This is a genomic window from Pseudomonas sp. 9.2(2024) (assembly GCF_039695385.1).
In the GTDB taxonomy this organism is placed as follows: domain Bacteria; phylum Pseudomonadota; class Gammaproteobacteria; order Pseudomonadales; family Pseudomonadaceae; genus Aquipseudomonas; species Aquipseudomonas paraglycinae.
The window spans coordinates 5741168-5760514 of sequence record NZ_CP155585.1 but is presented as its reverse complement, the minus strand read 5'-3'; the positions used below and the strand labels follow the sequence as shown (position 1 = coordinate 5760514).

General features: G+C 62.9%; 24 protein-coding genes. 15 read left to right on the top strand and 9 right to left on the bottom strand.

What is annotated here, in order from left to right; genetic code table 11:
* The first annotated feature begins 111 nt into the window (after positions 1 to 111).
* A complete protein-coding gene (locus ABFB52_RS26045) occupies positions 112 to 996 on the top strand; it encodes a sugar nucleotide-binding protein (protein ID WP_011336149.1) in 885 nt (294 codons plus the stop codon).
* Entirely contained in the window at positions 989 to 1918 is a 930-nt protein-coding gene (locus ABFB52_RS26040) for an NAD-dependent epimerase/dehydratase family protein (protein WP_129972515.1), read from the top strand. The genes ABFB52_RS26045 and ABFB52_RS26040 overlap by 8 nt, the downstream gene beginning before the upstream one ends.
* Before the next feature lie 177 nt (positions 1919 to 2095).
* Here the strand turns inward: ABFB52_RS26040 and ABFB52_RS26035 are convergent, their stop codons facing one another.
* From ABFB52_RS26035 to ABFB52_RS26015, 5 genes are all read right to left on the bottom strand, one after another.
* Positions 2096 to 2794, bottom strand: coding sequence for an OmpW family outer membrane protein (locus ABFB52_RS26035; RefSeq protein WP_074691639.1), 699 nt, complete (start codon positions 2792 to 2794; stop codon positions 2096 to 2098).
* A gap of 158 nt (positions 2795 to 2952) precedes the next feature.
* Positions 2953 to 3471 (bottom strand): DUF3299 domain-containing protein, encoded by a 519-nt coding sequence (locus ABFB52_RS26030; protein ID WP_129972514.1) that lies wholly within the window; start codon positions 3469 to 3471, stop codon positions 2953 to 2955.
* An 11-nt stretch (positions 3472 to 3482) separates the two neighbouring features.
* A complete protein-coding gene (locus ABFB52_RS26025; protein WP_074691637.1) occupies positions 3483 to 4748 on the bottom strand; it encodes an ABC transporter permease in 1266 nt (421 codons plus the stop codon).
* A gap of 1 nt (position 4749) precedes the next feature.
* A complete protein-coding gene (locus tag ABFB52_RS26020) occupies positions 4750 to 5460 on the bottom strand; it encodes an ABC transporter ATP-binding protein (RefSeq protein ID WP_129972513.1) in 711 nt (236 codons plus the stop codon).
* Between the two features lie 14 nt (positions 5461 to 5474).
* Positions 5475 to 6071 carry a DUF2796 domain-containing protein gene (locus ABFB52_RS26015; RefSeq protein ID WP_129972512.1) on the bottom strand — a complete coding sequence of 199 codons (597 nt, stop codon included), beginning with the start codon at positions 6069 to 6071 and terminating at the stop codon, positions 5475 to 5477.
* A gap of 135 nt (positions 6072 to 6206) precedes the next feature.
* Between ABFB52_RS26015 and ABFB52_RS26010 the strand changes: the two genes are divergently transcribed.
* Positions 6207 to 6566 carry a hypothetical protein gene (locus tag ABFB52_RS26010; RefSeq protein WP_102686395.1) on the top strand — a complete coding sequence of 120 codons (360 nt, stop codon included), beginning with the start codon at positions 6207 to 6209 and terminating at the stop codon, positions 6564 to 6566.
* Positions 6567 to 6570: 4 nt separating this feature from the next.
* Here ABFB52_RS26010 and trxA read toward each other — a convergent pair whose 3' ends face one another.
* From trxA to ABFB52_RS25995, 3 genes are read right to left on the bottom strand one after another with little or no spacing between them, the layout of a single operon-like run.
* Positions 6571 to 7443 (bottom strand): thioredoxin, encoded by an 873-nt coding sequence (trxA, locus tag ABFB52_RS26005; protein WP_129972511.1) that lies wholly within the window; start codon positions 7441 to 7443, stop codon positions 6571 to 6573.
* Between the two features lie 39 nt (positions 7444 to 7482).
* Positions 7483 to 8139, bottom strand: a complete 657-nt coding sequence (locus ABFB52_RS26000) for a 50S ribosomal protein L11 methyltransferase (protein WP_102686394.1) — start codon at positions 8137 to 8139, stop codon at positions 7483 to 7485.
* Complete coding sequence (locus tag ABFB52_RS25995) at positions 8136 to 8600, bottom strand: YbaY family lipoprotein (RefSeq protein ID WP_007955577.1); 465 nt, start codon at positions 8598 to 8600, stop codon at positions 8136 to 8138. Before ABFB52_RS25995 ends, ABFB52_RS26000 begins: the two co-directional genes overlap by 4 nt.
* Before the next feature lie 128 nt (positions 8601 to 8728).
* On the opposite strand from ABFB52_RS25995, the gene nrdR reads away from it, so the two are divergent.
* The 12 genes from nrdR (at position 8729) to ABFB52_RS25935 (ending at position 17435) form a co-directional block, all read left to right on the top strand.
* Positions 8729 to 9193 carry a transcriptional regulator NrdR gene (gene nrdR / locus ABFB52_RS25990; protein ID WP_003228656.1) on the top strand — a complete coding sequence of 155 codons (465 nt, stop codon included), beginning with the start codon at positions 8729 to 8731 and terminating at the stop codon, positions 9191 to 9193.
* Positions 9190 to 10323, top strand: a complete 1134-nt coding sequence (ribD, locus tag ABFB52_RS25985; RefSeq protein ID WP_129972510.1) for a bifunctional diaminohydroxyphosphoribosylaminopyrimidine deaminase/5-amino-6-(5-phosphoribosylamino)uracil reductase RibD — start codon at positions 9190 to 9192, stop codon at positions 10321 to 10323. The genes nrdR and ribD overlap by 4 nt, the downstream gene beginning before the upstream one ends.
* A gap of 47 nt (positions 10324 to 10370) precedes the next feature.
* The gene (locus ABFB52_RS25980) at positions 10371 to 11048 is read left to right on the top strand and encodes a riboflavin synthase (RefSeq protein WP_085609113.1); all 678 of its coding nucleotides are present in this window, start codon (positions 10371 to 10373) and stop codon (positions 11046 to 11048) included.
* 16 nt (positions 11049 to 11064) lie between these two features.
* The gene (gene ribBA, locus ABFB52_RS25975) at positions 11065 to 12156 is read left to right on the top strand and encodes a bifunctional 3,4-dihydroxy-2-butanone-4-phosphate synthase/GTP cyclohydrolase II (protein ID WP_007955569.1); all 1092 of its coding nucleotides are present in this window, start codon (positions 11065 to 11067) and stop codon (positions 12154 to 12156) included.
* Positions 12157 to 12247: 91 nt separating this feature from the next.
* A complete protein-coding gene (ribE, locus tag ABFB52_RS25970; protein WP_003228649.1) occupies positions 12248 to 12724 on the top strand; it encodes a 6,7-dimethyl-8-ribityllumazine synthase in 477 nt (158 codons plus the stop codon).
* The gene (nusB, locus tag ABFB52_RS25965) at positions 12721 to 13221 is read left to right on the top strand and encodes a transcription antitermination factor NusB (RefSeq protein WP_024014489.1); all 501 of its coding nucleotides are present in this window, start codon (positions 12721 to 12723) and stop codon (positions 13219 to 13221) included. The genes ribE and nusB overlap by 4 nt, the downstream gene beginning before the upstream one ends.
* 27 nt (positions 13222 to 13248) lie before the next feature.
* The gene (gene thiL / locus ABFB52_RS25960; protein ID WP_129972509.1) at positions 13249 to 14214 is read left to right on the top strand and encodes a thiamine-phosphate kinase; all 966 of its coding nucleotides are present in this window, start codon (positions 13249 to 13251) and stop codon (positions 14212 to 14214) included.
* Positions 14211 to 14714: a phosphatidylglycerophosphatase A gene (locus tag ABFB52_RS25955; RefSeq protein WP_085697647.1), complete on the top strand. Its 504-nt coding sequence runs from the start codon at positions 14211 to 14213 to the stop codon at positions 14712 to 14714. Before thiL ends, ABFB52_RS25955 begins: the two co-directional genes overlap by 4 nt.
* Before the next feature lie 28 nt (positions 14715 to 14742).
* Complete coding sequence (locus ABFB52_RS25950; protein WP_085747617.1) at positions 14743 to 15468, top strand: transporter substrate-binding domain-containing protein; 726 nt, start codon at positions 14743 to 14745, stop codon at positions 15466 to 15468.
* A gap of 133 nt (positions 15469 to 15601) precedes the next feature.
* The gene (ribA, locus tag ABFB52_RS25945; RefSeq protein WP_007955551.1) at positions 15602 to 16219 is read left to right on the top strand and encodes a GTP cyclohydrolase II; all 618 of its coding nucleotides are present in this window, start codon (positions 15602 to 15604) and stop codon (positions 16217 to 16219) included.
* Positions 16216 to 16635 (top strand): MFS transporter, encoded by a 420-nt coding sequence (locus ABFB52_RS25940; RefSeq protein ID WP_129972508.1) that lies wholly within the window; start codon positions 16216 to 16218, stop codon positions 16633 to 16635. Before ribA ends, ABFB52_RS25940 begins: the two co-directional genes overlap by 4 nt.
* Positions 16635 to 17435, top strand: coding sequence for a cobalamin-binding protein (locus ABFB52_RS25935; RefSeq protein WP_129972507.1), 801 nt, complete (start codon positions 16635 to 16637; stop codon positions 17433 to 17435). Before ABFB52_RS25940 ends, ABFB52_RS25935 begins: the two co-directional genes overlap by 1 nt.
* On the opposite strand, the gene ABFB52_RS25930 is transcribed toward ABFB52_RS25935, so the two are convergent.
* Entirely contained in the window at positions 17432 to 19249 is a 1818-nt protein-coding gene (locus tag ABFB52_RS25930) for a TonB-dependent receptor (RefSeq protein ID WP_129972506.1), read from the bottom strand. The two genes, ABFB52_RS25935 and ABFB52_RS25930, sit on opposite strands and share 4 nt — an antisense overlap.
* Between the last annotated feature and the right edge of the window lie 98 nt (positions 19250 to 19347).

Genomic DNA, 19347 nt, shown 5'->3' with positions numbered 1-19347 from the left:
CGGTTGCGCACTAAACCCGCAAAATGCAACGATTCCGGCAATTATCGACGACGCTGCCACGAGCATCGTCGCCAAAGCCATCGTTCCAATCAGACTGGGCCTGCTGACTCTATGCGAATGCGCCTTATGTTACTGGGCGGCGGAAATGCCCTTGGGCAGGCGCTGATTCGCCTCGGTGCGGAGGAAGACATCGGTTTCCTCGCCCCCCGCCCGCCCGAAGACGGCTGGGATGCCGCGAGCCTGACCCAATTGCTCGACGACACCCGTCCCGATGCATTGATCAACCTTGCCTACTATTTCGACTGGTTCCAGGCCGAGGCCGTCAGCGAAAGCCGTCTGGCCGGACAGGAACGCGCGATCGAGCGTCTGGCCGAACTGTGCCAGCACCACAACATCGTGCTGGTGCAGCCGTCCAGTTATCGGGTGTTCGACGGTTCTCGTGCCACTGCCTACAGCGAAAAGGACGAGCCAGTGCCGCTGGGCCTGCGCGGTCAGGCGCTGTGGCGGATCGAGCAGAGCGTACGTGCCACCTGTCCGCAACACGTGCTGCTGCGCTTCGGCTGGCTGCTCGACGACAGCCCGGAGGGGATCCTCGGGCGCTTCCTGGCCCGTGCCGAACAGCCTGAAGAACTGCTGCTGGCCGATGACCGCCGTGGCAATCCGACACCGGTCGACGATGCGGCGCGGGTGATCATTTCGGTGCTCAAGCAACTCGATTGCGCCGCGCCGCTGTGGGGCACTTACCACTACGCCGGCCACGAGGCGACCACGCCGCTGGCGCTGGGCCAGGCGATTCTCTCCGAGGCGCGCAGTCTGCACCCGCTGGCCATCGAAGCGCCGACCGCCCAGGCCCACGCCGCGCGGCCGGATGCCGCTGAAGAACCGCAACACGCGGTACTCGCCTGCAAGAAAATTCTGCACACCTTCGGGATCAAGCCGCGTGCCTGGCGTGCCGCGCTCCCGGGCTTACTGGATAGGTTTTATCGTCATGGCTGAAGGCCCTGTTCTCATCACCGGCGGCGCCGGTTTCATCGGCTCGCACCTGACTGACGCGTTGCTCGCCAACGGCCATTCGGTGCGGATCCTCGATGATCTGTCGACCGGCAAGCGCAGCAACCTGCCGCTGGATAATCCCAAGGTCGAACTGATCATCGGCGATGTGGCCGATGCTGCTCTGGTCGCACAAGCGATGCAGGGTTGCAGCGCTGTCGCCCATCTGGCCGCCGTCGCGTCGGTGCAGGCGTCGGTGGACGATCCGGTGAAAACCCACCAGAGCAATTTCATCGGCACGCTGAACGTCTGCGAAGCCATGCGCGAGGCCGGCGTGAAGCGTGTGCTGTACGCCTCCAGCGCAGCCGTCTACGGCAACAATGGCGAAGGCGAGTCGATTGACGAAGACACGCCCAAGGCGCCGTTGACGCCTTACGCGTCGGACAAACTGGCCGGCGAGCAGTACTTCGATTTCTACCGTCGCCAGCACGGTCTGGAACCGGCGATCTTCCGCTTCTTCAACATCTTCGGCCCGCGTCAGGATCCGTCCTCGCCGTACTCCGGGGTGATCAGCATTTTCAGCGAACGCGCGCAGAAAGGCCTGCCGATCACTGTGTTCGGCGATGGCGAGCAGACCCGGGATTTCATGTACGTCGAAGATCTGGTCGACGTCCTGGTGCAGGCGATCGAAAAGCCGCGAGTGGACGTCGGTGCGGTGAACGTCGGCTGGAATCAGGCGACCAATCTCAAGCAGATGCTGGCCGCGCTCGAAGCGGTGGTCGGCGAGTTGCCGCCCGTCAGCTACGGCCCGGCGCGCTCCGGTGACATCCGTCATTCGCGGGCGAACAACCGCCGGTTGCTTGAGCGATTCAAGTGCCCGACGCCAACGCCGATGAACGTCGGCCTGGCCCGTCTGCTCGGCCGCTGAGCTTCTTGCGGACATGAAAAAGGCGCCTTTTGACAGGCGCCTTTTTCACGGCCGGAATTCGGCTTTCAAACCGGTTTCCTGTAGCGAGGGAGCTTGCTCCCCGGTCGATGGCGTAACATCGCCGCCAGTTCTGAGCTGCCCGCCACCAAGCCTCATTCACCACCACGTGAACGTTCTTTAGAACTTGTAGCCTAGACCAACCATGTAGATGAAGGGATCAACGTCCACATTCACCCGTGCACGGGTGCCCGGGGCCACGGCGTTGTTTTCGACGGTGGCGCGGGTATCGATGTCGATGTAGCGCACCTGGGCGTTGAGCATGATGTTGTCGGTCAGCATGTAGTCGGCGCCGACCTGCCAGGCCAGGCCCCAGGAGTTTTTCGCCTTGAAGTTGCTGAAACCGTTGGACTGGGCTTCGCTGCCGACGTGCTCGTCGTAGATCCAGGTGTAGTTGATGCCGCCGCCGATGTACGGCTGGAACGGCGACTTCGCGTCCAGCGGGTAGTAGACGACGCTCAGGGTCGGCGGCAGGTGTTTCAGGGTGCCGAGCTTGCCGTTGGCGGCTGGCAGGGCAGTGCCCTTGAGCTTCACGTCATGTTCGAACGGGGACGCGGCCAATAGCTCGATACCGATGTTGTTGGTCAGCATGTAGGCGAAGTTCAGACCCAGTTGGGTGTCGCTGCTCATGGTCGCCTTGCCGCCCAGGTTGGTGCCGCTCAACGGACCCTGATCGACCTTGACGCTGGAGCTGTCGGCCTTCGGGTTGACGGTGATCGCACCGGCACGAACGATGATGTCGCCGGCTTCGTGGGCGTGGGCGAGCGGGGCTGCGAGCGCGAGGGCAAACAGCGAGGCGCTGAGCAAGGACTTGTTCATGGAAGCTCCCAAAGGACGTTAAAAATGTTTGATGTCCTATGGTACGAATCCGTCTGATACGGTCTTTTGACTCAGCTCAATGAAACAGTGATGGGCGGTTTTTTTGTGGAACCTTTGCTCGCAAAGCCAGTGGAGAGGGCTATAACTGACTGCCGGACTTACTCCGGCAGCTCGTACACATAAATCTTGTCCGCTTCCATCTGATACCCGGCATCGGCCAGTTCGCTGGTGGACTGCTTGACCTGCAACGGCCCCTCGACCCAGTACGGCTGATACAGCTCGTCGAGCTTCACGCCGAGTTCGCTTTTTACGTGCACGATCTGGTTCGACGGTGGCGGCGGCACGTGGATGCAGGCGCCGAAGTACGGCACCAGCAGGAAGTCCGTGGTGCGGCCTTCTTCGCTGACTTCCAGCGGTACGATGTAACCCGGCAGGCGGATGTTCTGGCCGTCGAGACTTTGCACCACGGGGGCGTTGGGCATGTCCTGTTTGGCCGCTGGCGCGGACTCGGCAGACAGTGCATCGCTCATCTTCGAGAGGTCGTGCAGCGGCGTCATGTTCGGCACTTCCGGCGCCGCGTCCGGCGGGACCATCTCCGACCAGGTCAGGTCTTTCGGCGCCGCCGCCCACACGGGCAGGGCGACCAGCAACAGCAGCGCAAGCACGGCGCGGGGCATGGTGAACATCCTCATAAACGGATCGACAGGCCATCGGCCAGAGATTGGCGATACGCGCGCCAGGCCGGCACGCTGCCCATCAGCAGCGCGGCAGCCAGAATGCCACCGAGCAGCGTCCATTCATACTCGCTTGGCCAGGCCAGCGGCAGATACAGCCCGTAATTGGCCTGCACATAACCTTGTGCCGCAGCGATGCCGAGGTACAGCAACGCCAGCCCGGCGATCACCCCGGTCAATGCCAGCGCAAAGGCTTCCAGCACCAGCAGGCTCGCGATATGCCACGGCCGCGCGCCCACCGAACGCAGGATCGCCATCTCGCGGCGGCGTTCGTTGAGGCTGGTGAGAATCGCCGTGAGCATGCCGATCAACCCGGTCAGCACCACGAACAGCGAGACCACGAACAGCGCTTTTTCGGCGGTGCTCATCAGGCTCCACAACTCCTGCAAGGCCACACCCGGCAGGATCGCCAGCATCGGCTCGCCACGGAATTCGTTGATCTCCCGTTGCAGGGCGAAGGTCGAAATCTTGCTGTTGAGGCCGAGCATGAACGCAGTGATCGCTTGCGGCGTCAGGTCCATGTTGCGCGCCTGATCGGCGCTGATCCGGCCGTTGCCACGGGCCGGCACACCGTTGTGCCAGTCGATGTGGATCGCCTCCATGCCGCCGAGGCTGATGTGCAACGTGCGATCCACCGGGGTGCCGGTGCGCTTGAGAATGCCGACCACGGTGAACGGCTTGTCATCGTGCTTGACCAGACTGATCGCCGCCACGCCATGGGCCAGCACCAGTTTGTCGCCGAGCTTGTAGTGCAGCGCCTCGGCCACTTCGGCACCGAGCACCACTTCGAACGGATCGGTGGCGAAGGCGCGGCCGTCCGCCAGTTCCAGGTGCTGCTGGCGACCGTACTGGTAATGCTCGAAATAGGCTTCGGTGGTACCCATCACCCGGTAGCCGCGATGGGAATCGCCGAGGGACATCGGGATCGCCCACTTCACCTTCGGGTTGCTGGCGAAGTGTTCGAAGCTGTCCCAGCGAATGTTGTTGGTGGCGTTGCCGATGCGGAATACCGAGTACAGCAACAGGTTCACCGAACCGGAACGGGCGCCGACGATCAGGTCGGTGCCGCTGATGGTGCTGGCGAAACTGGCCTTGGCTTCGGTGCGCACCCGCTCCACCGCCAGCAGCAGGCAGACGGAAAGCGCGATGGCGAAAGCGGTGAGCAGGGCGGTGAAACGCCGGTTGGCGAGGCTGGCCATGGCCAGACGGAACAGATACATCTCAAACCTCGGCAGACGTGGCGGCGCGATTGAGTTCGGCCAGGGACAGGTGACGGTCGAACAGCGGCGCCAGGCTCTGGTCGTGGCTGACGAACAACAGGCTCGAGCCGGCTTCGCGGCACTCGGCGAACAGCAGGCGAATGAAGTTTTCCCGGGCGTCGTAATCCAGTGCCGAGGTCGGTTCGTCGGCGATCACCAGTTCCGGCTGGCCGATCAACGCACGGGCCGCGGCGACCCGCTGTTGCTGACCGATCGACAGCGAATCGGCGCGGCGACTCAGGATGTTTTCGTCCTTCAAGCCCAAGTGGGCGAGCAGGGTGGCAGCAGCCTGATCGACGCTGCCGTGGCGTTGCTTCGCACGTTCGGCACGCAGCTTCGAAAAGTGGCACGGCAGCTCGACGTTCTCGCGCACCGAGAGAAACGGCAGCAGGTTGAACTGCTGGAAAATGTAGCCTGTGTGATCGACGCGAAAGCGATCACGGGCGCCGGCACCCAGTTCGGTCAGTTCCTGGCCGAGCAGGCGAATGCTGCCGCGGCCGGGTTTCTGCACCCCGCCGAGCAGGCCGAGCAGGGTGGTCTTGCCGCTGCCGCTGGGGCCCTTGAGGAACAGGGTTTCGCCGGCTTCCAGACGAAACGCCGGGATGTCCAGCAGCGGCGGGTGACCGGGCCAGTTGAAGCCCAGGTCGGACAGTTCGATGAGTGCTTGGGTCATGGCGCCGTTTCGTGTCAGAACTTCAGGGCGGCGGCCTTGGCCGTCACTTCCGTGCCTTGCTGGCCGCTCGGGCTGATCAGTTGTACCTGAATTTTCTGGGTGGCCGGGAAGGTATTGAACAGGTTCGCCAGATCCAGGGTTTTCAACGCACCCGGCGCCGCGCAGCTGAATTGGTAGTGGGCGTGGATTTCGCTGTGGTCGTGATGATGCTCGTGACCGTCCTTGCCGGCTTCTTCTTCGTCGTCGTGGTTGTCGGCATCCGGCTTGTCGCCGAACAGCGGGCTCTCCAGTTCCTGACTCGTGACTTTGCAACCGGCGGCGGCCGGCAGGCTGAACAGCGCCAGCGGTTTTTCCAGCTGCGCACGCGCGGCTGCGACCTTGGCCTTGTCGGCATCGCTGGTGGCGACGTGTTCGAAACCGATGAGGTTCATCGCCGGGCTTTCCAGCTCCAGCTCCAGGGTCTGGCCGTCGAGGGCGGCGTTCAGGCGACCGACGCCATGTTCGTGGGCACCGAGGCTGCCGTGCTCATGGTCGTGATCATGCTCATCGGCGGCATGGGCGATGGCCAGCGGCAACAGGGCAAACGGCAAAGCGAGCAGCAGACGACGCATGGCGGTCTCCGGGAAGTAAAGTGAAGAGTTTGTTATGTAATCTTATAACGAAAGTGCGCAGAGTTTGCCCGCCCGCTTGGCGTTACACAAGTCCCATGGGAGCATGCAGGTCAGAAATGTGCGGGAGCGAAGCTTATGTTGCGGATACGCGGAACCGTCGGCGAGTTGCCGGTGGATTTGACCCTGGAACTGGATGAAAGCGACTGGGCGCGACTCGGTGCGCAGTTTGGCGTGCAGGTGCAGACGGCCCAGCCGCAGACAGCAGCGGCGGCGCCGGTGGCGAAACCGGTGAATCAGGATGACGCGTTGTGGCAGGTCGCCAGGGATCTGTTGCGCAAGGCCGGACAACTCAGCGGCCCGGAGTTGCTGGATCAGCTCGAAGGGCTGACCGGCAGCGCAGCGGCGGGCAAGCGCTTGCTGGTGCGCCTGCGTCATTCATCCGATGTGAAAGTGGCGAGCGGCGGGGACACGCCGCTCTACAGCTGGGTCGAGTAAGCGCTTAGTACAGCGCGGCAAACACCTTGCGCCGGTAAGCGGTCACCAGCGGGTGATCGTTGCCCAGCAGTTCGAACACTTGCAGCAAGGTCTTGTGCGGCAGGCCTTCGCCGTAGCTGCGGTTGCGGATGAACAGCTTGAGCAGCGCGTCCAGCGCCGCTTCGTATTGCTGACGGGCCAGTTGCTGGATCGCCAGTTGATACACCGCTTCGTCGTCCTGCGGGTTTTGCGCCAGACGGCTCTTCAGGTCGGCGGCGTCCGGCAGGTCGCGGGCCAGACCAAGGAACTTGATCTGCGCCTTGGCGCCGGCCAGTGCGGCTTTGTGCTCGTCGCTCTTGACCGCGTCGAGCACGGTTTGCGCTTCGCCCAGCTCACCGCGTTCGGTCAGGCAGCGAGCGTAGAGGATCAGCGCCTTGGCGTTGGTGTTGTCTTCGCCCAGCAGCGTAACCAGTGCCGCTTCCGCGTCGGCGTAACGGCCTTCATCGAACAGTGCCTGAGCCTGTTCGAACGGATCGGCGGCGGACGGCGCCGGCATCTGCACATGCGGTTCGAGCAGGGCGCGCACGGCGGATTCCGGTTGCGCACCGGCAAAACCGTCCACCGGTTGACCGTCCTTGAACAGCACCACGGTCGGCAGGCTACGGATGCCGAAACGGGCGACGATGTCCTGCTCGATATCGCAGTTGACCTTGGCCAGCAGCAACTCACCCTGATAGCTTTCGGCGATGCCTTGCAGCATCGGCATCAGCGCCTTGCACGGTGCACACCATTCGGCCCAGAAATCCACCAGCACCGGTTTTTGAAAGGAAGCCTCGATCACCGACTGGTCGAAGTCGGCCGTCGTGGCGGCGAAGATGTACGGCGTTTGCTGACTCATGGGGTCTCTCGTAAAAGCGTGAATGGGGCAACTATACGGTCAGGCGCGGGCCGCATGGTAGAGGCTGACATGGCGAAACTCTTCGGGCTCGGCCAGATCCGGCAGAGTCATGGCTTCGAGCATTTCGATGCGCCGGTACAACGGATGGCGGAAATCGCGAACCCGCGAATCCGCCACCAGCGCTTCGCGTCCACGGCTCAGGAAGGCGTCGAGCAGCGGCAGGTTTTCCCGGTCGTACAAGACGTCGGCCACCAGGATCAGATCGAAGCGATCCGCCTCGGCGAAGAAATCCGTGGAATAGCTCATCTGCACAGCATTGAGTTCGGCATTCGCCCGACAGGCGGCAATCGCCAGCGGATCCAGGTCGCAGGCCACCACCTCCAGCGCACCGGCTTTCACCGCGGCGATGCCGGCGATTCCGGAACCGGCGCCGAAATCCAGCACCCGTTTGCCCCGAACCCACTCGGGAAACTCCGCCAGATAGCGCGCCACCGCCAGACCGCTGGCCCAGCAGAAACTCCAGTACGGCGGTTCATGCAGGATTCGTTGGGTTTCCTCCTGGCTGAATTCGCGCGCCATGTTGTCGCCGTCGATCAGCCACAGCTGCAAATCGGTGTCCGGCAACGCACAGGCCTTCAGTCGGGCGTCGCCGAGCAACTCGCCCAGCGACTGTTGCAGGTCTAGCGGTGCATTCATGGTGCTTTGACAAATTGCAGCTGGCCCAGCGCCTGGGTGGTCGGCTGAGTGATGGTCTGCGACGGCAGGTGCAGGATCAACTGGCCGGACTGGCTGGCGCGGCCGCGCAGTTCAACCCGCGCGCCCACCGGGAACGCGTCGGGGTTGAAGCGCAGATGGAACGGCAGAATCTGGTTGTTGCCGATCAGGCTGGAGCTGGCGAGCAATTGTTGCGGGCGATCCTTTGCGTCGATCACCAGCAGCGCCAGTTCGACTTCGGCGCCGGCCGGCACGCCTTGCAGGGTGCCGCTCAGTTCCCGTTGATACGCGGGCAGCGGGCCGAGGTCGGCGGCTTCCCGGGCTTTTTTCTGCGCCTGTTGCGGCGCCGGGCCCGGCGTGGGCGGCTGAGGCTTGGGCGCATCGCTGCCACAGGCAACCAGCAGGCTGAAAACACTGAGCAAAACGAGCGGTCGTAGGGACATTGGCGGCTCCAGCAAAATGAAATCCATGGATCAAACGATCATGGCAGTCTGTATACCGCAAAGCCTATGGCTTGTCTTGCCACCGGGATGCGCTACCATGGCCCTCCCTTTTTTTGTTGCCAGCCACCATGCACTGTCCCTTCTGCGGTGCCAACGACACCAAGGTCATCGACTCGCGTCTGGTCGCCGAGGGCGAACAGGTGCGCCGCCGGCGTGAATGCCTGGCCTGCGGCGAACGTTTCACGACGTTCGAGACGGCCGAACTGGTGTTGCCGCGCCTGATCAAAACCGACGGCAGCCGCCAACCGTTCGACGAAGAAAAACTCCGCGCCGGCATGCAGCGCGCCCTGGAGAAACGTCCGGTGAGCGTCGAGCGCCTCGAATCCTCTCTGGTCCATATCAAACACAAGCTGCGCGCCACCGGCGAGCGCGAGGTCAAGTCCCTCGTGGTCGGCGAACTGGTGATGGCCGAGCTGCAGAAGCTCGATGAAGTGGCCTACATCCGTTTCGCTTCCGTGTACCGCCGCTTCCAGGACCTCAACGAATTTCGCGAAGAGATCGACCGCCTCGCCCGCGAACCGGTGAAAGAATGACCACCGCCGTCGAGCAGGCCATCCTCGACGCCCACTTCATGGCCCGGGCCCTGGAGCTGGCGCGCAAGGGGCATTACACGACGCATCCCAATCCACGGGTTGGCTGCGTGATCGTGCGTGACGGGCAGATTGTCGGCGAAGGCTGGCATGAACGTGCCGGCGAACCCCATGCCGAAGTCCACGCCCTGCGCGCCGCCGGTGAACTGGCCCGGGGCGCCACGGCTTACGTGACTCTCGAACCTTGCAGCCACCACGGCCGCACACCGCCGTGTGCCGATACGCTGGTGAATGCCGGTGTCGGTCGGGTGGTCGCGGCGATGCGTGATCCGAATCCACAAGTCGCCGGACGCGGTCTGCAGCGTCTGGCCGATGCCGGCATCGCCACCGAAAGCGGTGTGCTGGAGGTCGAAGCCCGCAAGCTCAATCAAGGTTTTCTGAAGCGCATGGAGCACGGCTTGCCGTTCGTGCGGGTCAAGTTGGCCATGAGCCTCGACGGTCGCACGGCGATGGAAAGCGGCGAGAGCCAATGGATCACCGGCCCGGCCGCGCGTTCGGCGGTGCAGCGTCTGCGCGCCCAGGCCAGCGTGGTGCTGACCGGCGCCGACACGGTGCTGGCCGATGGCGCACGCCTGACCGTTCGCGGCGATGAGCTGGGACTGGATGCCGAACAAACCGCGCTGGCCCTGAGCCGTCCGCCGCTGCGGGTGCTGATCGACGGGCGTCTGCGGGTGCCGCTGGATGCGCCGTTCTTCAAGGCCGGTCCGGCGCTGGTCGCCACCTGCGTGGCCATCGAAGAACAGTACGCCCACGGTCCGGAATGCCTGATCGTGCCGGGCGATGACGGTCAGGTCGATCTGCATCAATTGCTGATCGAACTGGCCAACCGTGGCGTCAACGAAGTGCTGGTCGAGGCCGGTCCGCGACTGGCCGGCGCGTTTGCCCAGCTCGGTCTGGTCGACGAGTTCGTGATCTTCATTGCCGGCAAGTTCCTCGGCTCCACGGCGCGTCCGCTTCTGGACTGGCCGCTGGCCTATATGAAGGATGCGCCGGAGCTGAAAATCACTGAAATTCGCGCGGTTGGCGATGACTGGCGAGTCACTGCAATCCCTGTCTCATCGGCGAGCGTATAATTCCCGGCCATCGCGTTAGCGCTGGCTTCGTTCTCAAGGAGAACCCCATGTTTACCGGCATCATCGAATCCATCGGCAGTATCCGCGCACTGACCCCAAAGGGCGGTGATGTGCGGGTGCATGTCGAAACCGGCAAGCTCGACCTGAGCGACGTCAAACTCGGCGACAGCATCGCGGTCAACGGCGTGTGCCTGACCGCGGTTGAACTGCCGGGCAACGGCTTCGCCGCCGACGTCAGTCGCGAAACCCTCGACTGCACCGCCATGAATGACCTGAAAAGCGGCAGCCCGGTCAACCTGGAAAAAGCCCTGACCCCGACCACCCGTCTCGGCGGCCATCTGGTCAGCGGTCACGTCGACGGTGTCGGCGAAGTGGTCTCGCGCAGTGACAATGCCCGCGCCGTGGAATTTCGCATCCGCGCGCCGAAGGAGCTGGCCAAGTACATCGCCCACAAAGGCTCGATCACCGTCGATGGCACCAGCCTGACCGTGAACGCGGTCGATGGCGCCGAATTCCTGCTGACGATCATCCCGCACACCCTGAGCGAAACCATCATGGCGTCCTACAAGCCAGGTCGCCGGGTGAACCTGGAAGTCGACTTGCTGGCGCGTTATCTGGAGCGTCTGCTTCTGGGCGACAGGGCCGCTGAGCCTGACTCTTCACAAAAGCCTGGCGGTGGCATCACTGAAAGCTTTCTGGCCGCCAACGGCTACCTCAAATCCTGACTGAAGGGGGTGCCTTGTGGCGCTCAATAGCATCGAAGAACTGGTTGAAGACATCCGCCAAGGCAAGATGGTCATCCTCATGGATGACGAAGACCGCGAAAACGAAGGCGACCTGATCATGGCCGCCGAATGCTGCAAGGCCGAGCACATCAACTTCATGGCCAAGCACGCCCGTGGCCTGATCTGCATGCCGATGAGCCGCGAGCGCTGCGAAACCCTGAAGCTGCCGCTGATGGCTCCGCGCAACGGTTCCGGTTTCGGCACCAAGTTCACCGTCTCGATCGAAGCCGCCGAAGGCGTGACCACCGGCATTTCCGCCGCTGACCGTGCGCGCACCGTGCAAGCGGCCGCTGCGAAAGACGCGAAAGCCGAAGACATCGTCAGCCCGGGCCACATTTTCCCGCTGATGGCTCAGGCCGGTGGCACCCTGGCCCGCGCCGGTCACACCGAAGCCGCCTGCGACCTGGCGCGCATGGCCGGTTTCGAGCCGAGCGGCGTGATCTGCGAAGTGATGAACGACGACGGCACCATGTCCCGTCGCGCCGAACTGGAAGCCTTCGCGGCTGAACACGACATCAAGATCGGCACCATCGCCGACCTGATTCACTACCGGATGATCCACGAACGTACCGTTCAGCGGATTGCCGAGCAGCCGCTGGACAGCGAACTGGGCCAATTCAACCTGGTGACCTATCGTGATTCCGTGGAAGGCGACGTGCACATGGCACTGACCCTGGGCACCGTTTGCGCCGAAGAACCGACCCTGGTTCGCGTGCACAACATGGACCCGCTGCGTGACCTGCTAATGGTCAAACAACCGGGCCGCTGGAGCCTGCGCGCCGCCATGGCTGCGGTTGCCGAGGCCGGCAGCGGTGTGGTGCTGTTGCTCGGTCACCCACTGGATGGCGACGTGTTGCTGGCGCACATCCGCGAAACCGGCGATCAGGCGGCGGTGAAAAAACCGACCACCTACAGCATCGTTGGTGCCGGTTCGCAGATCCTGCGTGACCTCGGCGTGCGCAAAATGCGACTGATGTCGGCGCCGATGAAGTTCAATGCAATATCCGGTTTCGATCTGGAAGTTGTAGAATACGTGCCCTCCGAATAATGACCGGTTGTTTCCGGCTCCGAATTCGCGGCAAATAAATCACTGAGGGACGCGAAACAGACGCGTCCCGGCTCTTTAAGAGATCTGACGAATGACCCTGAAGACCATCGAAGGTACCTTCATCGCCCCTAAAGGCCGCTACGCTTTGGTAGTGGGCCGCTTCAACAGCTTCGTGGTTGAAAGCCTGGTCAGCGGTGCAGTTGATGCCCTGGTTCGCCACGGCGTGAGCGAAAGCGACATCACCATCATCCGCGCACCTGGCGCCTTCGAAATCCCGCTGGTTGCGCAGAAAGTCGCCCAGAAAGGCGAGTTCGCAGCAATCATCGCCCTGGGCGCGGTCATTCGTGGCGGTACTCCGCACTTCGAATACGTAGCGGGCGAGTGCACCAAGGGCCTGGCCCAGGTGTCCATGGAATTCGGCGTACCGGTCGCTTTCGGCGTCCTGACCGTTGATTCCATCGAGCAAGCCATCGAACGTTCCGGCACCAAGGCCGGCAACAAAGGTGCTGAAGCTGCCCTGTCCGCTCTGGAAATGGTCAGCCTGCTGGCGCAGTTGGAGGCCAAGTGATTAGCGACGAAAGCGATCGTTTCAACCCGCGCGATCCGAAACCTGCGGATGCCGGCAAGCCATCGAAAAGCGCCAAGCGCCGCGAAGCCCGTCAGCTCGCGACCCAGGCCCTGTATCAGTGGCACATGGCTCGGCAGTCGTTGAACGAGATCGAAGCGCAGTTCCGGGTCGATAACGATTTCACCGATGTCGACGGGGCTTACTTCCGCGAAATCCTGCACGGGGTTCCGCAGTTCAAGACCGAAATCGACACCGCGCTCACGCCTTGCCTGGACCTGGCGATCGAAGAGCTGGACCCGGTTGAACTGGCGGTTCTGCGCCTGTCCACCTGGGAACTGCTCAAGCGCGTCGACGTGCCGTACCGCGTTGTGATCAACGAAGGTATCGAGCTGGCCAAGGTGTTCGGTTCGACCGACGGCCACAAGTTCGTCAACGGCGTGCTCGACAAGCTGGCTCCGCGCCTGCGTGAAGCTGAAGTGAAGGCGTTCAAGCGCTGATCGGCGCTTGAATACTTTTTCTCAGCCATGGGCGAGTTTGAGCTGATCCGCAATTTCTTCGCCGCCGCGCCTTGTGCGCAGGGCGGCGAAGGCGTTGCACTGGGGATCGGTGACGACTGCGCCTTGCTGGCGGTCCCTTCCGGGGAACAGCTGGCGGTTTCCACCGATACGCTGGTGGCCGGTGTGCATTTCGCCGACCCCTGCGATCCGTTTCTGCTCGGTCAGCGCTCGCTGGCCGTGGCGGTCAGCGACCTCGCTGCCATGGGCGCCACGCCCGTCGCTTTTACCCTTGCCCTGACCTTGCCGACGGTGACCGCCGATTGGCTGCAAGCCTATGCCCGCGGTTTGAACCGCATGGCACAGGGCTGTGGCGTGGCACTGGTCGGCGGCGACACGACGCGCGGGCCGTTGAGCCTGACCGTTACCGTGTTCGGCCGCGTCCCGGCCGGCAAAGCGCTGACCCGCAGCGGCGCCCGGCCTGGCGATCTGCTGTGTGTCGGCTGCGAACTGGGCAATGCCGCCGGGGCCTTGCCGCTGGTGCTGGGTCAGCGAGACGCCGAACCACACATCGCCCAGCCGCTGCTTGATCATTACTGGTCGCCGCAACCGCAACTCGCTCTCGGTCAGGCCCTGCGTGGCAAGGCCACTTCGGCGCTGGACATCTCCGATGGGCTGCTCGCCGATTGCGGTCACATCGCATTGGCCTCGAAGGTCCGCCTCGAAGTCGAGCGCGAGCGCGTTCCGTTGTCGGAGGCGCTGGTGGCGTTTCTCGGTCAACGCGGCGCCGAACGTGCGGCGTTGAGCGGTGGCGATGACTACGTGCTGGCCTTCACCCTGCCGGCCGTCGAGTTGCCGGCGCTGCTCGCCGATGGCTGGCCGATCCATGTGATCGGTCGTGTGACGCAGGGCCAGGGCGTGGTGCTGCTGGATCGCGACGGGCACGACATCACCCCGCAAATCCGGGGTTATCAACATTTTCAGGAGTCACCGTGACAGATCACCCGAAACAGGTTCCGGCCGAATTCGTTCCGCCGTCGGTCTGGCGCAATCCCTGGCATTTCCTCGCGTTCGGCTTCGGCTCGGGCACCTTGCCCAAGGCGCCGGGCACTTGGGGCTCGTTAGTTGCGCTACCCTTTATCCCGTTGTGGCAGATGCTGCCCGACTGGGGTTACTGGCTGATGCTTGGAATCACCATGCTGTTCGGCTTCTGGCTGTGCGGCAAAGTGGCCGACGATCTGCGGGTGCACGACCACGAAGGCATCGTCTGGGACGAAATGGTCGGGATGTGGATCACTCTCTGGCTGGTGCCGGAAGGCTGGTACTGGTTGCTCGCCGGGTTCCTGGTGTTCCGCTTCTTCGACATTCTCAAGCCGTGGCCGATCCGCTGGATCGACCGGCATGTTCACGGCGGCGTCGGCATCATGCTCGACGACGTGCTGGCCGGCGTATTTGCCTGGCTGGCGATGCAGGGACTGGTGTGGCTTTTCGCCTGATTTCCAGGCGTGGATGAGGGACGCAGGGATGACTCGACGCTGGTTGGCGATAGTGGTTTTGACCTTGCTTGGCGCCATGGCCCAGGCACAGGACGCACCGCCGTCGGTCATTCACCTGGCCAGCGAAGACTGGGAAGACTACACCGCCGCCGATGGTCATGGCCTGGGCTGGGACGTGTTGCGCAAAGTCTTCGAGCCGGCCGGCGTGACCCTGGATATTCGCACCGTGCCCTACACCCGCTCGGTCGGGCTGGTGCAGTTGAAGGAAGCCGACGCACTGGTCGGTTCCTATCGCGGTGAAGCCGAACAGGTGCTGTACCCGAAATGGAATTTCGATTCCGACCACATCTACGCGCTCGGCCTGGCCAGCAATCCCTCGCCGACCCAGGCGACGCTGGGCAAATACCGACTGGCCTGGGTGCGCGGCTATCGCTACGAAACCTACCTGCCGAACGTCAAACGCTTCAACCAGATCGAGCGTCGCACCGGCATCCTGTCGATGCTCAAACAGGGGCGGGCGGATTACTACATCGATGCGCTGACGGAAATAGAAGCGGTGGTGAGAAACGCCGCCGACCCGTCGCAGTACCGTTATTCACATCTGGCGGAATTGCCGCTGTACCTCGGTTTCGCCGACACCCCGCAAGCCCGTGCACTGATGTCGATCTACGACCAGCGCATGGAGCAACTGGTAAAGAACGGCGAGTTGAAGCCGATCTTCGAGCGCTGGAAGCAGCCGTATCCCTTCGAATGAACGCGATAAGGGCGAGCCTGTTATCAAACTTTTTGATCGTTATGGCCGATAATTCAGCCTAAGCGCCTGCGGGAACCTGCTGTTACAATGCCGCCCAGCGAATCTTCAGACTTTTCAGATCAGGAGCACACCGGTGCCTGTCGTTTTTGTCGCCGCTTCCAAGCTGCCAACGCCTTTTGCGCAATTCACCATGCACGGTTTTCTCGATGAAGCCACCGGCCGCGAGCACGTCGTGCTGAGCCTGGGTGAGATTGCCGACGGTGCCCCGGTACTCGGCCGTCTGCACTCCGAATGCCTGACCGGCGATGCCTTGTTCAGCCAGCGTTGCGACTGCGGTTCGCAACTCGAAGGCGCTCTCAAGGCCATCGCTCGCGAAGGTCGTGGCGTGTTGCTGTACCTGCGTCAGGAAGGACGCGGTATCGGTCTGTTGAACAAGATCCGTGCCTACGAATTGCAGGACGGCGGCGCCGACACCGTTGAAGCCAACGAGCGTCTGGGCTTTGCCGCCGACCAGCGTGACTACGCCATGTGCCTGCCGATGCTGGAGCATCTGGGCGTCAAATCCCTGCGTCTGATGACCAACAACCCGCGCAAGGTCAAAGCCTTGACCGATATGGGTATCGTTGTTGCCGAGCGCGTGCCGCTGCACACCGGCCACAACCCGCACAACAAACTCTATCTGGCGACCAAGGCCAGCAAGCTCGACCACATGATGGGCAACGAGCATCAGGGCGAGGTAGACCGGGCGTGACCCGCGGGCAAGTGCGGCGCCGTCTGTCGATCGCCTGGTGGAAATACCTGGCGCTGGCGCTGGTGCCGCTGTTCGTGATCAACGCTGTGTTCGGCCAGGGCGAGGCGATTCTGCCGGTGCTGGCGATGCCTTTCTTTATCGCTGGCGTGGCCTCGATGTTTGTCAGCCTGAAGTTTTTCGGGCGCTACAAACATGCGCTGATCGCCACGCAAAAAGCCCTCGATACTCCTGAAGAGCCCGCTGCCTGGATTGCCCTGGCGGCCTGCCTTCGCAGTGCATACGTGGTCGCGGCGCTGCCGGCATGGATTGGTGCGCTGGCGGTGTTCGTTGGCCTTGAAGCGGTGCCGCTGATGTTGCTGGCGCTGTCCACGGCGGTGCTGTTCTACCTCTACCGTATCCCGCGTCAACTCGCTTGATGCGTCGTCTCTGGCTGGCGGTTCTGCTGCTGGCCGTCAGCGGTGAAACGCTGGCCGCTCTGCGGGTGGTCAGCCTCGCGCCATCTCTGTCCGAAATCGTGGTTGAACTGGGTTCGGCCGACCTGCTGGTCGGGGTGCTGGATGCCGGTGAGCGTCCTTCCGCGATCAAGGACGTGCCTTCGGTGGGCCGTTACGGCCAGCTCGACATGGAGCGCCTGCTCAGCCTCAAGCCTGACTTGTTGCTGTTGTGGCCCGGCAGTGTCGGCCCGGCTCAACGTGATCAGCTCAAGCGCCTGAACATCCCGACGTTCGTTGCCGAGCCCCACAGTCTCGAACAGCTGATTGCGCAGATTGAGGGCATCGCGATACAGCTCGGTCGTCCTGAGCGTGGGATCGCGCGGGCCAGCGAGTTGCGGCAAAAACTCGATAAGCTGCGCCAGCGCTACCGCCGCGAAGTACCGCTGCGGGTGTTCTATCAGGTTTGGGACAAGCCGCTGTACACCGTCGGTGGCGGACAAATCATCAGCGATGCGCTTGAAGTGTGTGGCGCACGCAATGTGTTCGCCGACCTGAGCCTGTCAGCGCCACAGGTGAGCATCGAAGCGGTTTTACAGCGTGATCCCGAAGTGATACTGGCCGGCGATCAGCCGCAACTGGAGGCGTGGAACGCCTGGCCACAAGTGGCAGCGGTCAAGCACGGGCAGTTGCTGCTGGTCACCGATAAAGGCCTTGAGCGTCCGAGCGGGCAGATGATCGAGGCGACCGCCAAGCTCTGCCAGCTGATCGCGCCAGATCGTTAGAGCTGCGGCGTCCAGGTCACGCCGAACATGAACGCCCGACCTTCCTCGCGATAGTCATACTGACTGCCGTCATGGCTGTACAGCGCCCAGCTGCTGCGCAGTCCGAGCAGTGCATAACCGCCCAATGGTTGCTGATTGTTCAGATCGTCGTAACTGCTGCTGACGGCCTGCCAACTGGCGCCGAGGCCAAGGCGATCGAACTGTCGATCCAGATCCCAGCTCAGGGTGCGACGGGCACGCCGTGCCAAAGTGTGGCCGGTGTCGCGGTCGCGGGGATCGATGATCGCCACGCCGAGGTTGCTCTGCCAGCCGAACAGCTCCTGTTTCAGCGCTGCTTCGAAGCCGTTGATTCGCGCCGAGGCGACGTTTTCCGGGCGTGAGTTGCTGCCGAAGATGATCGCGTCTTCCAGATCGGTCCGGTACAGCGAGGCTTCGAGGCGAGTGCTGTCGCTCAACTGGCTGCGCCATTGCAGCTCGTAGCTTTTCGAGGTTTCCGGTTTCAGGTCGGGGTTGCTGAAGTCCGGGTAATACAGATCGTTGAAGGTCGGCGCGCGGAAGCCTTCGCTGTAGCTGAGCAGCAGATCGTTGTCCGGGTTGCCCGGCAAGGTCAGCGTGCCGCTCCAGCTGTTCTGGCCGCCGAACTGCTGGTTGTCGTCACGGCGCAGGCCCAGTTCGGTGGAGAAACTGTCGGCCTGGAAGCGATGCTGGATGAAGGCTGCGCGGTTCCAGCGGCTGTCTTCGTCGAACGCGGTGCTGCTGTTGATCCGGTCTTCGTACCAGTCGCCGCCAAGGATCAGGCTGTTGCGTGCATCGAGGGTCAGGTCGTTCTGCCAGGTCACCGAATCACGGTAGGTGTTGAACACCGAGCGCTCGTCGCTGAGCTTGTCGAAGGACTTCTCGCGGTTTTCGCTATGGCCGAGTTCCAGGCGCGACTTCCAGCGCTCGTTGATCCGCGCGTCGATGTAGCTGCTGAAACTGCTGACGGTGAAATCGCTGTACGGTTGCTGCTGCACAGAGTCGAAGGTCACCGGGTCGAAGCGTCCGAACGGGTTGTCGAACTCGCTTTTGCCACGGTTATCCAGCAGATTGGCGCCAACTTCGATGTCATCGGTCAACGCATGGCTGAGGCTCAGGCTGATGGATTTGTTGCGGTAGGCGTCATGGTCGCTGTCGCTGGGGTAGGACTCATGGGTGCGGTCGAGGCCGGCGGTTTCATCGAGGCTGGCGCCGAGGTTGAAGCGGGTTTTCTCGTCTCCGCCGGAGAGGCCAATACTGCGTTCCCAGGTCTGGTTGCTGCCGAATCCGACATGCATCCGGGGCTGCAAGCCTTGTTCGCTGCCGCGCCGGGTGAAGATCTGAATCACCCCGCCAATTGCATCGCTACCGTAAATCACCGAGCGCGAACCGCGCAGCACTTCCACGCGCTCGATCTGCTCGATGTTGAGGTGTTGCAGGTTGCTGTCGCCGGAAGTGGAGTTGCCGATGCGCTGGCCGTCGACCAGCACCAGGCTCTGCGCCGATTGCGTACCACGAATGTAGATCCCCGGGAGGCTGCCACGTCCGCCGGTTTGCGCGACTTGCACGCCCGGCACCCGCTGCAGCAGATCGGTGACGCTGCGCGGTTGCAGACGCTCGATGTCTTCGCGGGTGAACACGGTGTTGGCGGCGCTGCTGTCGTTGCGCGCTTCGACCTGGCGGTTGGCGCTGATCAGCACGTCCGGCAGCTTCAGGGCCTGATCACGTTCGAAATTGTCAGCGAGGGCGTTGGCGGAGGGCAGCAGCAGGAGGGGCAGGGCGAGGCGCGAGAGGTTCATCGGTATTCCGTTGGTATTTCTGGTGTGCACTAGATTTCCAGCGACACAAAACACTGTGGGAGCGGGCTTGCCCGCGATGGCGTCGGTACATCCAACAT

What these genes read in the sequence shown, in the direction of transcription:
- ABFB52_RS25980 (WP_085609113.1), top strand. Translation starts at nt 10,371, where the DNA reads ATGTTTACCGGCATCATCGAATCCATCGGCAGTATCCGCGCACTGACC.
- ABFB52_RS25995 (WP_007955577.1), bottom strand. Translation starts at nt 8,600, where the DNA reads ATGTCCCTACGACCGCTCGTTTTGCTCAGTGTTTTCAGCCTGCTGGTT.
- thiL (WP_129972509.1), top strand. Translation starts at nt 13,249, where the DNA reads ATGGGCGAGTTTGAGCTGATCCGCAATTTCTTCGCCGCCGCGCCTTGT.
- ABFB52_RS26000 (WP_102686394.1), bottom strand. Translation starts at nt 8,139, where the DNA reads ATGAATGCACCGCTAGACCTGCAACAGTCGCTGGGCGAGTTGCTCGGC.
- nrdR (WP_003228656.1), top strand. Translation starts at nt 8,729, where the DNA reads ATGCACTGTCCCTTCTGCGGTGCCAACGACACCAAGGTCATCGACTCG.
- ABFB52_RS26030 (WP_129972514.1), bottom strand. Translation starts at nt 3,471, where the DNA reads ATGCCCCGCGCCGTGCTTGCGCTGCTGTTGCTGGTCGCCCTGCCCGTG.
- ABFB52_RS25930 (WP_129972506.1), bottom strand. Translation starts at nt 19,249, where the DNA reads ATGAACCTCTCGCGCCTCGCCCTGCCCCTCCTGCTGCTGCCCTCCGCC.
- ribE (WP_003228649.1), top strand. Translation starts at nt 12,248, where the DNA reads ATGACCCTGAAGACCATCGAAGGTACCTTCATCGCCCCTAAAGGCCGC.
- trxA (WP_129972511.1), bottom strand. Translation starts at nt 7,443, where the DNA reads ATGAGTCAGCAAACGCCGTACATCTTCGCCGCCACGACGGCCGACTTC.
- ABFB52_RS26015 (WP_129972512.1), bottom strand. Translation starts at nt 6,071, where the DNA reads ATGCGTCGTCTGCTGCTCGCTTTGCCGTTTGCCCTGTTGCCGCTGGCC.
- ABFB52_RS25935 (WP_129972507.1), top strand. Translation starts at nt 16,635, where the DNA reads ATGCGTCGTCTCTGGCTGGCGGTTCTGCTGCTGGCCGTCAGCGGTGAA.
- ABFB52_RS26020 (WP_129972513.1), bottom strand. Translation starts at nt 5,460, where the DNA reads ATGACCCAAGCACTCATCGAACTGTCCGACCTGGGCTTCAACTGGCCC.
- ABFB52_RS26040 (WP_129972515.1), top strand. Translation starts at nt 989, where the DNA reads ATGGCTGAAGGCCCTGTTCTCATCACCGGCGGCGCCGGTTTCATCGGC.
- ABFB52_RS26010 (WP_102686395.1), top strand. Translation starts at nt 6,207, where the DNA reads ATGTTGCGGATACGCGGAACCGTCGGCGAGTTGCCGGTGGATTTGACC.
- ABFB52_RS26035 (WP_074691639.1), bottom strand. Translation starts at nt 2,794, where the DNA reads ATGAACAAGTCCTTGCTCAGCGCCTCGCTGTTTGCCCTCGCGCTCGCA.
- ABFB52_RS25950 (WP_085747617.1), top strand. Translation starts at nt 14,743, where the DNA reads ATGACTCGACGCTGGTTGGCGATAGTGGTTTTGACCTTGCTTGGCGCC.
- ribD (WP_129972510.1), top strand. Translation starts at nt 9,190, where the DNA reads ATGACCACCGCCGTCGAGCAGGCCATCCTCGACGCCCACTTCATGGCC.
- ABFB52_RS26025 (WP_074691637.1), bottom strand. Translation starts at nt 4,748, where the DNA reads ATGTATCTGTTCCGTCTGGCCATGGCCAGCCTCGCCAACCGGCGTTTC.
- ABFB52_RS26045 (WP_011336149.1), top strand. Translation starts at nt 112, where the DNA reads ATGCGAATGCGCCTTATGTTACTGGGCGGCGGAAATGCCCTTGGGCAG.